Annotated in this window: 13 protein-coding genes and 1 pseudogene; 7 read left to right on the top strand and 7 right to left on the bottom strand. The window is 44.1% G+C overall.

Annotation, left to right across the window (positions count from 1 at the left end; genetic code table 11):
• The first annotated feature begins 38 nt into the window (after positions 1-38).
• Positions 39-779, top strand: coding sequence for a 5-oxoprolinase subunit PxpA (locus BSR11_RS14665; RefSeq protein WP_072671072.1), 741 nt, complete (start codon positions 39-41; stop codon positions 777-779).
• On the opposite strand, the gene BSR11_RS14660 is transcribed toward BSR11_RS14665, so the two are convergent.
• The 3 genes from BSR11_RS14660 to BSR11_RS14650 all read right to left on the bottom strand — a co-directional run bounded on the left by BSR11_RS14660 (position 776) and on the right by BSR11_RS14650 (position 5,771).
• The gene (locus tag BSR11_RS14660) at positions 776-2,242 is read right to left on the bottom strand and encodes an FAD-dependent oxidoreductase (RefSeq protein ID WP_083545010.1); all 1,467 of its coding nucleotides are present in this window, start codon (positions 2,240-2,242) and stop codon (positions 776-778) included. The genes BSR11_RS14665 and BSR11_RS14660 overlap by 4 nt on opposite strands.
• 395 nt (positions 2,243-2,637) lie before the next feature.
• On the bottom strand, positions 2,638-5,079 hold the full coding sequence (locus BSR11_RS14655) for an ABC transporter permease (protein ID WP_072671071.1): 2,442 nt from the start codon (positions 5,077-5,079) through the stop codon (positions 2,638-2,640).
• Positions 5,076-5,771, bottom strand: coding sequence for an ABC transporter ATP-binding protein (locus BSR11_RS14650; RefSeq protein ID WP_004396609.1), 696 nt, complete (start codon positions 5,769-5,771; stop codon positions 5,076-5,078). Before BSR11_RS14650 ends, BSR11_RS14655 begins: the two co-directional genes overlap by 4 nt.
• Here BSR11_RS14650 and tesA point away from each other — a divergent pair.
• From tesA to BSR11_RS14635, 3 genes are all read left to right on the top strand, one after another.
• Entirely contained in the window at positions 5,770-6,387 is a 618-nt protein-coding gene (gene tesA / locus BSR11_RS14645; protein ID WP_072671070.1) for a multifunctional acyl-CoA thioesterase I/protease I/lysophospholipase L1, read from the top strand. The genes BSR11_RS14650 and tesA overlap by 2 nt on opposite strands.
• Positions 6,388-6,532: 145 nt before the next feature.
• Positions 6,533-7,729 (top strand): enoyl-ACP reductase FabV, encoded by a 1,197-nt coding sequence (gene fabV / locus BSR11_RS14640; protein WP_072671069.1) that lies wholly within the window; start codon positions 6,533-6,535, stop codon positions 7,727-7,729.
• A 149-nt stretch (positions 7,730-7,878) separates the two neighbouring features.
• Positions 7,879-9,534 carry an ABC-ATPase domain-containing protein gene (locus BSR11_RS14635; RefSeq protein ID WP_072671068.1) on the top strand — a complete coding sequence of 552 codons (1,656 nt, stop codon included), beginning with the start codon at positions 7,879-7,881 and terminating at the stop codon, positions 9,532-9,534.
• A 160-nt stretch (positions 9,535-9,694) separates the two neighbouring features.
• On the opposite strand, the gene BSR11_RS14630 is transcribed toward BSR11_RS14635, so the two are convergent.
• Complete coding sequence (locus tag BSR11_RS14630) at positions 9,695-10,318, bottom strand: DNA-J related domain-containing protein (RefSeq protein ID WP_072671067.1); 624 nt, start codon at positions 10,316-10,318, stop codon at positions 9,695-9,697.
• Positions 10,319-10,833: 515 nt separating this feature from the next.
• Between BSR11_RS14630 and BSR11_RS14625 the strand changes: the two genes are divergently transcribed.
• On the top strand, positions 10,834-11,064 hold the full coding sequence (locus BSR11_RS14625) for a hypothetical protein (protein ID WP_072671066.1): 231 nt from the start codon (positions 10,834-10,836) through the stop codon (positions 11,062-11,064).
• Positions 11,065-11,088: 24 nt separating this feature from the next.
• Here BSR11_RS14625 and BSR11_RS14620 read toward each other — a convergent pair whose 3' ends face one another.
• Both BSR11_RS14620 and BSR11_RS14615 read right to left on the bottom strand, forming a co-directional pair.
• Positions 11,089-11,793, bottom strand: a complete 705-nt coding sequence (locus BSR11_RS14620; protein WP_072671065.1) for an HAD-IA family hydrolase — start codon at positions 11,791-11,793, stop codon at positions 11,089-11,091.
• 282 nt (positions 11,794-12,075) lie between these two features.
• Positions 12,076-12,609, bottom strand: coding sequence for a hypothetical protein (locus BSR11_RS14615; protein WP_240004075.1), 534 nt, complete (start codon positions 12,607-12,609; stop codon positions 12,076-12,078).
• A 173-nt stretch (positions 12,610-12,782) separates the two neighbouring features.
• Here BSR11_RS14615 and BSR11_RS14610 point away from each other — a divergent pair, with 173 nt between their 5' ends.
• Positions 12,783-13,256 carry a CreA family protein gene (locus BSR11_RS14610; protein ID WP_072671064.1) on the top strand — a complete coding sequence of 158 codons (474 nt, stop codon included), beginning with the start codon at positions 12,783-12,785 and terminating at the stop codon, positions 13,254-13,256.
• 89 nt (positions 13,257-13,345) lie between these two features.
• Here BSR11_RS14610 and BSR11_RS17210 read toward each other — a convergent pair.
• Positions 13,346-13,591: pseudogene (locus BSR11_RS17210) on the bottom strand (type I restriction endonuclease); the annotation flags it as partial.
• Positions 13,592-13,851: 260 nt separating this feature from the next.
• Between BSR11_RS17210 and BSR11_RS14600 the strand changes: the two are divergent.
• Positions 13,852-14,493 carry a hypothetical protein gene (locus BSR11_RS14600; protein WP_072671063.1) on the top strand — a complete coding sequence of 214 codons (642 nt, stop codon included), beginning with the start codon at positions 13,852-13,854 and terminating at the stop codon, positions 14,491-14,493.
• The last annotated feature ends 150 nt before the right edge of the window (positions 14,494-14,643 follow it).

Below are 14,643 nucleotides of genomic sequence, written 5' to 3'. Positions count from 1 at the left end.
CCAGATAAGTAAGGGATAACCAATAAGGATCACCCTCTGTGAGTACAACACGAACGATCAAACTAAATTGTGATATGGGCCAAGGCTTTGGTGTATGGAGAATGGGGACAGACGAAGAAATTATGCCTCATATCGATATGGCTAACATCGCTTGTGGTTTCCATGCTGCTGATCCACATATCATTAGTAAAACCATTGACTTAGCACTACAAAACGACGTCATGATTGGTGCTCATCCCGGCTATCCTGATAAACAAGGCTTTGGTCAACGCTCCTTCGCCATGTCGGATGAAGAGATATGCGATATTGTGATTTATCAAGTTGGTGCGCTCAAGGCCTTGTGTGAGAGCAAAAATGCCGAGTTAAGCTATGTCAAACCCCATGGCGCGTTATACCGTGACATGATGAAGGATAAAAATATTTTCCGTTCAGTGGTTGATGCTGTCTCTTGCTTTAATCTTCCCCTGATGATCTTAGCCTCGCCGAATAACCAAGATTATCTCGATTTGGCGGATCGTTTTGATGTGCCACTCTTATTTGAAGCTTTTGCCGATAGAACGTATCTGGCTAACGGGCAGTTAACGCCCGATACGTCAGCTAATGGCAGATTACGCAATGAAGAGGCGATAGTAAACCAAGTCAAACAAATCACTCGTTATGGAAAAGTAACCAGTGCAGACGGTTTTATTTTGGCGATTGAAGCGGATACGTTATGCATCGATACAAACCATCCTAGAGCGGTTGAGTTAATCAACCGCATTAGAGAACAGTGGTGTTAATACCTTGAGCCAACCACTTTAGCTAACGCTATCGGATAACCACGTTGTTCCGCTAATTGGATGGCTTTTTGCTCAATTTGTTGCTCACTAAAACTCAAGCATACTGGATGCTGCTGTTCAATGGATAATCCCGCATCAACGTCGGCTAATTGCCAAGTCGCAACGAGCTTTCTCGCAGCTTCCAAGGCCGATGAGCCTTTTACAACCTCAATGCGAGCATACTGGTTGGCCTCAAACGTAACATCTGCGGCTCGCAATGATGCATCTTCCCCAGGGATCTGCTGAGCACCGAATAACGGACTACCACCAATCTCTGCACAAGCAAATTCGGGTACAAATTGGCTCATGTGCTTAATCGCTCTCAAAGTCCGTTCACTTAGCGCCTGGTTTGACCAGCCTTGAGTGAGCTTCTGCTGCAGATAAGTAGGCAAACAAGGTTGTGAAGACTCCGGTGTTGAAGACACCAAACCATCATCAAACAACGTAATATCTTGCGTCATACCGTGCAATTGGAAAACACCATCCGCATAAGGAGTGAGCTGAGCCATTCCTTGTGGTGTTCCTCTCGGGCCATGGAAAATCACCTCAGGCCACTCTTGATGACAACGCGGCCAATGAGTGACAAAGGCTGCTTTAAACTCAACCAGACGCTGACGAGGATGATGAGTTAAGTCATCAATTTTACCGGTTTCGTAACCGCAGGCATTAATTAAATAGTCACACTGTAACTGATGTGAATGGCCATCACGATCTTGGTAAGTCAACTGCCACTGCTGTTCAGCAAAATGAGTGTCAATCAGCGTTGCTTGAGTCAGTATCTGACAATTCGGTAACGCTTCTAAGGTTAAGTGTGCGCTGGCCGCTAATCGAAAGACGCTCCAACCATACTCTTGCACCGCAACAACCGGATATTTAAGCTGCGATAAATCCGTATGTTGAGCAAAAGGGATTAACCAATCGTCGAAACTAATAGGTACTTTCGGTTGAGATCTCAATGCCAGACGTTCAAGTTCATCTTGTTGATAAAGACGAAAATAGTCACTGGGCTCACCGAGTATTTTATTTTGCGAATCTTCGACGACAAGTTGCTGATAGGCAGAACGAATAACGTCTAACCTCGGTAATATTTCCTCTGCCGAACCAGGATCGCTGTGTGGAATAGCGATCACTGTTGGTCGCCGGTTTAAAGTGTGTGGATAAAGCCTTACGGTTTCTATCGATTGACGCAGTAATTCGATGCACTGCTGCTGAGAGATTTCTCGATATAAATTACCTCCCGCATGAAGATGACAAATCGGCGGTCCATTGACTAGACCAGCGCTCTTTTCCAACAAGGTCACCTTTAGGCCAAGTTCACTCAGATGCACCGCGGCGGTGGCACCGGCGACCCCTCCACCAATAATGGCAATACTCGGGGCCTGTATTTCTGGTTTAGTAAGTAACATTTCACTGCCGTTGGTCATTACGTTGCTGCCTATTCTAAAACGTGTAAAAGGTTATGAAAATCACATTTTTCACAAGGTCTTATCGATGTTATACCCAAATGGGTCTCACTCTCACCATAACGGACTCACCGATCATCGCTGAAAGCCATGCGTGATGAGAGCATCCCAAAATGCACACTGGATCACGGCGGTTTAATGTAACGTGGCACCGTTATCAACGGTATAAAATTTATCAAAAAAGCCTTGACTGATTATCCGCTTATCTCCAACTGTCACTCACTGTGAATAACCAATTATCGGTAAGCTTGAGCGGCATTGGCTTAGCATGCTGATCGCTATCAATAGCCAAGGAAGTTATCCCAACATTTATCCACTGTTTTTGTGGATAAGTTATTTATTTACTCAAGATACCATCAACTAAACGCACGATTGATCGGAGTTAACAATCGCTGCAACAAGCTACTAACGACAAGAGCTAAGATAGCAAAAGTCATGACTGGTAAGGTTAACCACATGGAAAAATGTACGGTTGGGGATAAGTCAAATCCCCAATACATGATACTGCCGACTATCACATCAGCACTGATTGCCGCTACCAGTCCAGCAATCAATGCCATCACGCCATATTCTGCCCATAAGGTTGATGTGACCCGACGACGACTCGCCCCTAATGTACGATAAAGCTGTATTTCTTGTTGACGTTGACTCAAACTTAACCGCAGTAAGGTAAAAATCAACAAGATACCCGCTAACATCCCGAGCGCAGCCAACACCGTAATCGACCAAACGATTTGCGTCAGTAACTGCTGAATTTTTTCGCCCATCGCTCGAATGTCCATTAAGCTTACTGTCGGATGCTGGCGAGATAACTCACTGAGCAAGGATTGGTGATCAGACTCAATACGAAAACTCACCATCCAGCTACCTGATACGTTTTGCATCACATCAGGCGAAAATATAACGAAGAAATTCGGTTTCATTTCTCGCCATTCTACGTGACGAATCGTATTAACGACCGCACTAATAGTTTGACTACTGATCATAAAACTCAGTGTGTCACCCACTTCTATACCCAACTCTTGAGCTAAGGATTGTTCAATTGACACCGCCTGACTGGCCACCCATTGCCCCTCGACAATCGTGTTATAACTCGGTAATTCCTCACCCCAAGTAAAATTGAGCTCACGGCGCAGCGCGTTAGGGCCATCTCCATTGTCAATTCTTTCCTGAGCGACTTGACCATTAATATGGGTAAGTCGCCCACGAATAATCGGAAACGCCTCGGAGCGTTCAAGACCTGCCTCATCAAGGGCTTGCAAATAGGCTTGCTTTTCATAATCGGCAATATTAATTGCGAAAGCATTCGGTGCATCGGCAGGCAATACTTTTTGCCAATCCGCCAGTAAATCGGTGCGAACTAACCACATAACAGCCAATAACATTAGCGATAGTGATAAGGCACCAAACTGCAATCCCGTGGCAACACTTGAACGATTAATTCGACTTAATGCCAATCGCATCGCGGTATTGAGCGGCAGCCAACCCAATACGCGAATAAAGAGCAGACTGATCACCGCTAAGACAAAAAACAGCCCAAGAATGCCAAATAAGATGATCCACACCAGTTGGTTTTGCCAGTAAACCACTGCCATAGGCACCAATGGTACGGCTATTAGCAGTGCATTCCATGAGTGACGGCGAGCCACTTTAACCGGCTGAATGACACTGGCAGCGTTAACATTCAGGAGATAACCAAGAGGAATGCCTAATGCGGGCACGGCAATCAAAATACTCGACAGCAACGCAATAACGGCCGGTTGAAAACCATAGGTAGGTAAAGGGTTGGGTAATAAATCAACCAAAGGTATTCTGAGTAAAAATTCCAATCCAACGCCAATTAGGATGCCACCTAATGCAGCAAAAAGTAGCAGCAGTGCAATTTGAATAGTTAACCAACGCACGATCCATTTTTTGCTCGCGCCAAGGCTTTTTAGCATGGCAATCGTACGCTGCCGCGTCGACACATAATGCTGACAGGTTAATACCAACGTCGTCGCCGCCATCATGATCACAATCGCGACCGTTAACGACAGATATTGCTGAGTACGTTCAAAAACTTCATTACTCTGATTAGTCGTTTCTTGATCTCGCCACTCGTCACTCGGTCCGAGTTCCAGTGATGATTTTAATGACTCGATCTGATGATCCGTACCAAGAATGAATAACCGATATTGCACACGACTCCCTAACTGAAGTGCTCCGGTTTTCTCTACATCCGCTTGATGAATATAAACCACCGGCATTTGTTGAAAAGGATTGAAACTAAGACCAGGCTCGTCAACGACTCGTCCACTAACCAGAAAATCAGCGTCCCCCAAAGTAACCGTATCACCTATCTCTACATTAAGTTGAGCAAACACACGATCGTCTAACCACAACTGGTTAGCTTCTACACGATGAGACAGGTCAACACCGTCACTTAAGGTCATTTTGCCAAGCAGCGGATATGCTGAGTCCACCGCACGAACTCCGACCAATTGCATTCCGTGCTCACTAAATGCCATCGTCGCAAAACGGGTCATTTGCGAAGTGCTCAACGACTTCTGCTCAGTAAGCGTTAATAAAGAGTCTGGTATCGGATGAGCAGAAACATACACACTATCCGCGGTAAGTGCGTCTTTACCCTGTTTAACGACCACTTGCTCCATGCGCTCAGCTAACGCACTGAGTGCAAACACACAGGCGATAATCAAGGTTAACGCCAGCGAAATAGGCCACAGTTGACCATGACGAATTTCACTCAAACTCCAACGTAAAAATCGCTGATTCAAAGCCGATGATTGGGTTAGTTTCACACTCGCTCCTCCAACTTGCCTGCTTGCATATAAAAGCGGCGCTGACAACGAGCAGCCAGTTTAGGATCATGAGTCACCAGTACTAACGTGGTGCCATGCTGTTGATTAAGCTCAAATAGCAGATCAATCACTTTACTGGCCGTTTCTTGATCTAAGTTGCCCGTTGGTTCGTCAGCAAACAGTACTTGCGGTTCAACCATAAATGCACGAGCAAGGGCCACGCGCTGCTGCTCACCACCAGACAGTTGATTAGGCGAATGATGTAGGCGATGGGCGAGACCAACCGAGGTCAATAACGCCTCAGCTCGCGCTCGATTTTCAGGTTCACCTTTTAAGAGACAAGGTAGAGTGACATTATCGAGCGCCGATAAGCTTGGGATCAGTAAAAAACTCTGAAATACAAACCCAATCGATTGACTGCGGATCGCCGCTCTTGCTTCATCGTCCAGCGAAGAAAGCCCCTGCCCCAGCAGATATACTTCACCTTGTGTTGGCGTATCTAAGCCTGCTAATAACGTCATTAACGTTGATTTACCCGCACCAGAGCTGCCGACAATCGCTACGCTTTCACCAGCACCAATGGTAAGATTAATATCATGAAGAATGGTTAAGGTCTCCTGTTCAGTAGAGACAACTTTTGACACTGACTGGACTGAAATCACAGATGGTACTGAGCTAACGGAGCTTTGCATGGCGAAACGACTTCCTTTGTTATTTTTAGGGTTTATTTTTTCTAGCGTGATGCTATTTACAACGACTGCACGTAGTCAAACCTTGTTGATTTTGGGTGACAGCTTAAGCGCAGGCTATCAAATGCCGATTGAGCAAGCATGGCCAACCTTACTTGAAAGCCAATTAGCATTACACCAAGATATCACGGTTATTAACGGCAGTATTTCCGGAGATACTACTGGTAATGGACTGGCAAGGCTCCCTTCTCTGCTTGAGCAGCATCAACCTCAAACGGTACTGATTACCCTTGGCGCGAATGATGGCTTACGTGGTTTTCCCCCTCAAGTGGTGGAAAATAATCTGCGCACAATGATCGAACAAATTAAGCAAGCCAATGCACAGTCTGTGTTAATGCAAATTAAAACGCCGCCCAACTATGGTAAACGTTACAGTGACTCATTCGCGGACGTCTACCCTCGCTTAGCCAAAGAGTTTGATCTACCCCTGATCGATTTTTTCCTTGAACAAGTGATCATCAATCCCGAGTGGATGATGAGCGATGGGTTACATCCAAACTCAGCCGCTCAACCTTGGATCGCTCAATTTATGGCCCAGAAGCTCACACCGTTATTGTAACCAATGACACAGTGCCCGTTCATCGGCTTGTTACGCTAGCAATGGTCAATTGCCTAAAACTGTCTGATTTAATGGTTCAGCTCAATAAACTTTACCATGCTTTACGTTATTTTATTGGTTCATCCACTGCACACAGGTCATCTTTATGCGCATTGAGCCCCTCATTCAGGGCATGGTTGCTCGCTCTGCTCATCCTTATGGATGCCAGCAAGCCGTCCTTCAACAAATTAACTACGTAAAATCCGCGCCATCGATCAGTCAAGGTCCTAAGCGGGTGTTGATCTTAGGCGCTTCATCCGGCTTTGGACTCGCGGCTCGAATCGCCTTAACCTTTGGTGGCGCAGACGCCGATACCATCGGCGTTTCATTAGAGCGTGGCCCATCGAGTAAAGGCGTTGGCAGCGCGGGGTTTTATAATAACCATTTCTTTAAACAGTACGCGGAACAAGCGGGACGAGTCGCGATAAATATTACTGGTGACGTTTTTTCACAACACATCAAAGAACAAGTGATTGAAGCGATTGAAACTTATTTTGAAGGTGAAGTCGATTTAGTCATTTATAGCATTGCCAGTGGCATGCGCCGCAAAGGCGATAGCGAAGAATTCTGGCACTCAGTGATCAAGCCGATTGGTGAGAGTGTCACTGGCGCGACGGTCTCTCTGGAAGATGATCAGTGGTTAGACACCACCTTACCGCCTGCTTCAGAGCAAGAGATTGCAGACACGTTAAAAGTGATGGGTGGCGAAGATTGGGAAAACTGGATCGACACATTGATTAACCATGATTCTTTAGCACAAGGATGTAAAACCCTTGCTTTCTCTTACGTGGGTTCAGAACTGACGCATCCCATCTATCTTGATGGCACATTAGGCCGAGCAAAAGTCGACCTGCACCAAACCAGCCATGCCTTAAACTTGAAACTCGCTAATTACGATGGCAACGCTTACGCGACTGTTTGTAAGGCATTAGTGACAAAAGCAAGTGTGTTTATCCCCGCGTTTACCCCCTATATACTCGCCTTGTATCGCGTAATGAAACAAAAAGGCACCCACGAAGGGTGCATTGAGCAAATGCAACGTTTATTCAGCGAGAAACTTTATACCGGTCAGCCTGTACCTGTCGATGGGGAGCGTTTACTAAGAATTGATGAATGGGAATTAGCCCCTGATACCCAAGCACAAGTTTGCGATCTAGTGCGTCAAATGAATGCCAGTAATTTTGCTGAATTAGGCGATTATCAAGGCTTCAAGCAAGAATTCCTGCGTTTAAATGGTTTTGATTTTCCAGAGATAGATTACCAACAAGACGTCGACCTTTCGCCTTTTATGAACCATGCTTAGGGTCTTACACTTGGGGACGATAGCCTGACAGCCGTGAAGCATAGGAGCAAAAAGAGCAAAGGCAGTGAGAACTCCGTATGATTGCTTTACTCTGTCTATAGCGGTCCCTATAATCGCGCCTTTGTCATTCTCAATAAGTGATACTCGAGATGGATCTATTAATTGCAAACCTGAAAAAACTCGAAAAACAGAACTACCGTGCCTATCAAAAAATAAAAGGCCTGTATGATTTTGGTGATTTTACCCTGTCTATCGACCATGTTCAGTCTGATCCTTACGCATCAGCCTCTCGTTTACGGGCACAACGTGCTTGGTCACTGACCGGATTAGAATGGTTAAAAGACTGCTCAGCCACTTACCAGCAAGCCGCACGTGACTTCATCGCCCGCCGTTTTGCTGAACTAGCCAAGCAAGAAAACAGCTTATCTATCTCATTGACTGGACAAACGGTGCTGGATAACACGTCCGTTCTGTTTAATCAGCAAGGTATTGAGCTGCGTTTTCGAATCAATTTACCAGCAGAAGGTCGTGATATTCTGGCCAAAAAAGCCATTAATATTTTGACGTTTCATCTACCTAAATTTATCCGTCGAGCAACTTTAGAGCGTGAACTCGATAAGGCGGCCTTAATTACTCATTGCCAAGTGGTTGAAGATCAACAAGCTCTGCGTGATCAATTATCGGCCAATGGGTTGGTTGCTTTTGTTGCTAATGGCAGTATTTTGCCTCGTATCGCAGGTAACTGCGATCTACCAATGAAAGAAGCCGTGCCTTTTCAAGCACCAAAAACGCTACAGGTGACACTCATAACGCCAAACCAAGGCCCGATCACTGGCATGGGAATTCCTAAAGGCATTACCTTAATCGTCGGTGGTGGTTTTCATGGTAAGTCAACCTTATTAACCGCGTTAGAGCGTTCAATTTATAATCATATTCCCGGTGATGGTCGAGAAGGTATTGTCACTGATCCGCAAGCAATGAAAATTCGTGCGGAAGAAGGACGCTGTGTTCATAACTTAAACTTATCCAACTACATCAATCATCTACCTATGGGTAAAAACACCCATGATTTTAGTACTCAAGATGCTTCAGGCTCGACCTCACAAGCCGCTTGGCTACAAGAGTCGATTGAAGCAGGCGCTAGCACACTGTTGATTGATGAAGATACTTCAGCAACCAACTTTATGATCCGCGATGAAAGAATGCAGGCTCTAGTCGCAAAAGGCGATGAGCCCATCACGCCATTGGTTGATAGAATTGGTCAATTAAGAGATGAACTCGGTATTTCAACCTTGATCGTAATGGGTGGGTCAGGCGACTATTTAGATATCGCAGATACCGTAATTCAAATGCATGATTATCAAGCGATCGATGTTACTGCGAAAGCACAACAAGTGATCCAACAGCATCCAACTTTACGTCGCAATGAGTGTGAAACGCCATTAACCGCTTTCCCCCCCCGCTCATTAAACCGTAGCGCCTTACAAAAAATATTAGCAGAGGGTAAATTTAGAGTCTCAGCAAAAGGCACTGGTTCACTACGCTTTGGTAAAGAATTTGCTGATATCTCGGCACTGGAACAGTTAGAGTCCTCTGCAGAGATTAACGCTATCGGCTGGCTTTGTTTTCAACTTGCCCAGCAGCCTGGTTGGGCAACTCATCCGGCACGAGAGCTGGAGGCATTATTGGAAGGCGAATGGTATAGCAGGATGCCCAATCAAGGCGATTTGGCGAAACCACGTATTTTAGATGCGATGGCCACCTTAAATCGTCTGCGTAAAGCGCAATTTAAAATAACCGAATAATCCACGCCGCTTAAAGATGGTCATGTTTAATCTCCCCAACACACCACGATAACAAACCGTTTCTGTGAGTTGGGGATATTATATAACGACGATAAATGCTCAATCTTATCTAGGGTCTGTTTATCTTTCGCGGTTAAATTTTGTTCGAGATAAACAGACCCTAATGATCATGCCTCAAAACATTCCAAGCAGCGCACAAGATTCGAAATTGAGTAGCATTACCATTATCTCGATCCGGGTGCCAACGTAACGCTAATCGACGCCAGGTCTTACGAATTTCAAAAGAAGAGGCATCAGCGGGCAATTCAAATAATCGTAAAGCTTGAGAACGATCGAGGGTTTTAATGTCGTCCCCTCCAACAAAACGCTGATAACGGGTCCAAAATTCATTCAGTAACCGCTTCACTTCTCCTTCACTGACTTCATAGTGCTCCCAACGCGAGTAATAATCACGCAGCGGATCATCAGGGTCTATGGCATATTGCGAATGACTAAATACTGGCAATAACGCAATGTCCATCGCCTCAACTTGTAACCAGTTTTTCGGATACAACATCTCTTGTAACTGGTATAACGCATTCATGATCAGAAAGTTTCGCTTAAAAAGATCTTTATCAGCAGCACTATCAAGAACAGGAATTAAGCCCTGCTCGCTAAGATGAGCTGCTAAGGTATGTACCTTCCAACCAGAAGATTGCCGTTTCAAAACTTCTAGGATGGGCCACAACAAGGGGTTTTCCATGTAAGTTTGAAAGGTGGTACTCAAAGCCTGTGAATTTGCCATACTCTACTCACGCTACGTTGTCTCATTCCCATTCAAAGCTAAAGCTAGGCATTTGTCGAGCTTCCCTCCGCAGCTTAGTGTCAGTTTTTGAACTGGTCTGCGCTTCTCATGTAATTGTCGAATGTAAATCCTCATTTAGCCACTACTCCAACTGACGAAAATGGAACAAAAAGCCCTCGCAATGGATCTGTATCACAAATAAAACAGAAAACATGAAATCACTCTCAAAAATGAATCAAAGCTATCTTTATTTAATCAGTATCGTCACAAAGCCGATTATGCTTACTGCACTATTCTTAACCAATCGTGCCTAGAGAGCGGAAAGTTGTTGATAATAAACACCGCCATTCTTGCTGTAGCACCAAATAACATGAATAGATTATCTAATAAAAGTAACCCCCGATATCACTTGGAATGGTCAAAATAATTTCAAGAATGGAGCGAATAGCGACGTTTTTTGCGGCTTCAAATCAGAGGGGAAAATGAGACATTATTTTTAATGCTGCTGAGTAATAATGATGACAACAAGAATCCCCAATATTGATATTGACGCTTGCCCATTATGTCAACATGACGAGTTTTTTATCTCTCAAAACGGCGAGAAGTTTTTTTGCGCACAGTGCGGTTTCCATACCCATCAGTTACAACAGATCCAACAACAAGTCTTATTAAGTAAACCAGCCGTCACACTGGCAGCAACTTATCTTCCTCATCAATTGCACCCCTTAACCCAAACCCAGCATTGACGGGTAAACCATCGTGTTGACTGCTCAGCGCTTAATCAGTGTCTGAGCTTGTGCACTATTGGTTGATGTATCGCCAAGATATTCAACCAATTGTTGCAAATGATGCAGAGTAATCACATCAGGATGCAACACAGGATGAGAAAATAGAGGTGAACATAGTTGAAACGTCATAACTCCTGCGCTGATCCCCGCCTCAACCCCTTTCGGTGTATCATCTACATACACGCAATCTGCTAATGAAAACCCCATACTCATGGCACAATAACGCACCAAATCGGGTTCAGGTTTCCAGCTATTTGCCTCAAAGGCCGAATAAATACGCCCACCCGTGAAATAGCTCTCTAAACCCGCCAGTCTTAATTCAGCAGCCATCTTGTCGTGTGGTGCATTTGACGCTACACAGTACTCAATATTATAGCGTTTAAGTTGCTCTAATAAATCAATCGCGCCTGGCATAGGTTTCAACTCTGCATGGAACAGCGCAGTAAGCTCTTGTCGATAACGAAGCTCTAGTCGATCAATATCCGCATTGATACCTGCAAATTTACTGGTATTAATCAGAATATCGGCAATTTTTCCACCAGAAAAATGCTGCAACACATTCTCGAGCGTTAATGAGACACCCAGTTCGTTAAATACTCGAACCAGCGCGATACAGCTCAAACGCTCGCTATCGATCAACGTTCCTTCACAATCAAAAATCACGCAGCGAATAGTACGGTTTTTCATGGCTGTCCTTATTATGCTTTGTGATGGCTAACTGCCGTTAAGAAATCCCAATGCGGCTTAACCTTATCACTCATTCATTTGTCACCTATGGCCTTCATCATCAACACGACTTCTGGGCAAAGAGACAAGCCCCAGAGTAGTGTATACCGCTGAGACAACGCTCGAATGATGCAGTTAACAAAACAAGGGGAAATACAGACAATAATCCCGTATCTTCAAGCAACATCACGATTCTCTTCTATAAAAACCTAGTGACGATGACTCAAATACTCAGAAAAAATGTTATGGCTGGGAATATTCGATATAGATTGAACCTGAAAGCGAATGATCTTGCTGATACTTAGCCACAACAGCAGAGACAAACTCATCACTAGAAGTAAAGATCGGGTTATGTTGCATCACTACATCGGAGATAAGTAGTGATGAGCCATCACTGGTCACAATAGCAGCAGCTATCGGTTGAGTATCAGCAAACCCCAAATATAAGCTGCAAGGTGGCGAATAAATGATTTGCGTAAAAAACTCGACGAGTAAAGCTTGTTGCTCCGGTTGCTGACAACGAGTGGCTTGTAATAACGCAAACATGATGGTTAAGCGATGAAAATCCACTAAATAAATAGCAGCTAAATGATTCTCAGACACTTGACGCTGCGCCGTAAAGATTTCATTCGGTAAGGCTTGGTTTAAGGTTTGATAAACAGCGAGACCTTGCAAACTCTCTGGTGTGGGGAACTGTACATCGACCTGGTCATACAACCATTGATTCTTTGCATCAATCAGTGATTGCATAGCGTTAAGTGAAGATAAGTGGGTCATAGGAATTTCTTCTTCTCTGGCAAGCCATTTTGCTAAAAATACTTACCCATCTGGAGTAAAGAGGCAAAATTAAGGTCGCTTCTCAATATTTTGCCTATCATAGCACAGTTCTCCACGCGCTTTTGTCTTGCTTACTGTTATTATCACACTCTGTTTTAGCAAGGACTTTAAGTATGTTTAAAAAATTAACCATCCTAGCCATCAGCACCGTATTGTTATCTGGCTGTGATCGCTCTGCCGTCGGCGATGTGAGTTTAGGACTATTTACCATGAAAGACATTAAACTCCACCATTTAACTGACCCTATCGTTACGGGGGTCACTTGCCATATTGCCAGTATTGAAGCGGATTTAAGCTTAGCTGATCCTTCTGATTCTTCGATATCTTGCCGCCAAACGGGTGAGATCACTGCTGAGATGATCGCGAATATCGATAAATCTAAATCTGGCGAAGTCGTGTTTAAAAAATCGAAGAGTATTTTCTTTAAGAGCATGAAAATCAGACGTATTTATGATCCGCAAACGCAAACCTTAATGTATGTTTCTTATTCCACCAAAGAAACCTCTGGCAGTTTTAAGCACAGCCTTTCTACGGTACCACTTTGGGGAACCGCAGCCTATGTGGAACCGACTTCGGTTATCAATTAACGTTTAACCAAACTACTTGGCGTTGCCGATAAGCAGCCAGTGAGTAACAAATTTATCTGTAGTAAATTTAAACACCCGCTGACTGCCGTTTAAAATATACTAGGGATCGCTCTCATCTCGCCCTTGAGCAAAGGCAGACCATTAAAAAAACAGACCAGATCAGGAATGCGTTTGCCTATGCCGTGAACATTATTAATTTCCATCTCTTCAGTGAAATGCAACTGGTTATTGGCAGGAGTTTTTCAATCCATGATTTGAATAGATAGGTTGGCTTTTTTGCCATCGATAAATTCCGTCACACTGATACAATAAGTTAAGGCATTGGAAATGTGCTCAACAAACGATGGCGTGAAACGCTAATAGTATATGCCCCGCAATGGGAATGTTAACCACCTCACTTGGTGAGGAAAGACGAGAGTTTGTTGTGGTGCATGTCGTCCGCGATCGGGATAACCACACGTTGACCGTAAGTTAACGCCATTCAAAACTATTTTTTATGTTTTTAGTGATCTAGGTCTTTATTTAACAATTGCTTACCAAATAATTGAGCAATAAAATGCATAGGCTTTGTTTATTAAAGAAGGTTATTATTTTCATGCATTACAAATCAATTGCTCTGGCTCTAATCGCATCATTAGGGCTTATGGGGTGCCAAAATACATCGCTAACTAAAACAAAAGAAACTAAAAGAAGTTACGCTGTTTTTGATTTAAAGGTGGCAGATAACGTTTCGTCCACAGATATGGCTAAAGCGATAAAAACAGCATTACAGTCCAATACTTCTTCTGTAAAGATCACCGAGGACTTACCCCCTTATCCGTTACCTAAAGAGTCTCCTCGCTTTGAACTAGTCAATCCATTCGCTGGCAACTCAGCCCTATCAGCTTTAGCAGGTGGAGCGGTTAGAATGCCGACTTGTGATGGGGCACTTGTGTATGCTCAAGCAACTGACAGTTCCATGAATTCACATGGAGAAAATACTCAGTTTTATACTTGTCTATGGCAATATGAAGGTGGCTATCATGTCGATATTTATGCTCAATTCGATATCGTTACTGGTGGTTTAGAAAATCTAGGTCGCGACCTCGTTCGCGGAGTGATGGGAGATTCAAGTCAGTTTATTCCTCGTACCATTGCCAGTATCAGAGATAACTTAAATGCTCTGAACGCTGAAACTACTCTTGTTACGGCTTATCCTTCAGATTTTGAAACATTGATCAAAGAGCGACAAATGTAGCAGCAAGTTGCTACTACGAATCAAACGAACCTCAAACTTAAGCCATCAATATAGCTACATCCAAACTACTTGGAGTTTCAGGTAAGCGGCAAGTGAGTGAATCCCCATGAGCCTAGACAGACGATGTGATTGGGGTGAACGAAAGTAGCC

Source organism: Vibrio injensis (assembly GCF_001895205.1).
GTDB classification, from domain to species: Bacteria; Pseudomonadota; Gammaproteobacteria; order Enterobacterales; family Vibrionaceae; genus Vibrio; species Vibrio injensis.
Note: the sequence above shows the minus strand (reverse complement) of the source record. Positions and strands in the feature narration are given on the sequence as shown.

Excerpts from the sequence above, each read along its gene's own strand:
- BSR11_RS14660 (WP_083545010.1), bottom strand. The coding sequence starts at position 2,242 with ATGACCAACGGCAGTGAAATGTTACTTACTAAACCAGAAATACAGGCC.
- tesA (WP_072671070.1), top strand. The coding sequence starts at position 5,770 with ATGGCGAAACGACTTCCTTTGTTATTTTTAGGGTTTATTTTTTCTAGC.
- BSR11_RS14650 (WP_004396609.1), bottom strand. The coding sequence starts at position 5,771 with ATGCAAAGCTCCGTTAGCTCAGTACCATCTGTGATTTCAGTCCAGTCA.
- fabV (WP_072671069.1), top strand. The coding sequence starts at position 6,533 with ATGCGCATTGAGCCCCTCATTCAGGGCATGGTTGCTCGCTCTGCTCAT.
- BSR11_RS14635 (WP_072671068.1), top strand. The coding sequence starts at position 7,879 with ATGGATCTATTAATTGCAAACCTGAAAAAACTCGAAAAACAGAACTAC.
- BSR11_RS14630 (WP_072671067.1), bottom strand. The coding sequence starts at position 10,318 with ATGGCAAATTCACAGGCTTTGAGTACCACCTTTCAAACTTACATGGAA.
- BSR11_RS14625 (WP_072671066.1), top strand. The coding sequence starts at position 10,834 with ATGATGACAACAAGAATCCCCAATATTGATATTGACGCTTGCCCATTA.
- BSR11_RS14620 (WP_072671065.1), bottom strand. The coding sequence starts at position 11,793 with ATGAAAAACCGTACTATTCGCTGCGTGATTTTTGATTGTGAAGGAACG.
- BSR11_RS14615 (WP_240004075.1), bottom strand. The coding sequence starts at position 12,609 with ATGACCCACTTATCTTCACTTAACGCTATGCAATCACTGATTGATGCA.
- BSR11_RS14610 (WP_072671064.1), top strand. The coding sequence starts at position 12,783 with ATGTTTAAAAAATTAACCATCCTAGCCATCAGCACCGTATTGTTATCT.
- BSR11_RS14600 (WP_072671063.1), top strand. The coding sequence starts at position 13,852 with ATGCATTACAAATCAATTGCTCTGGCTCTAATCGCATCATTAGGGCTT.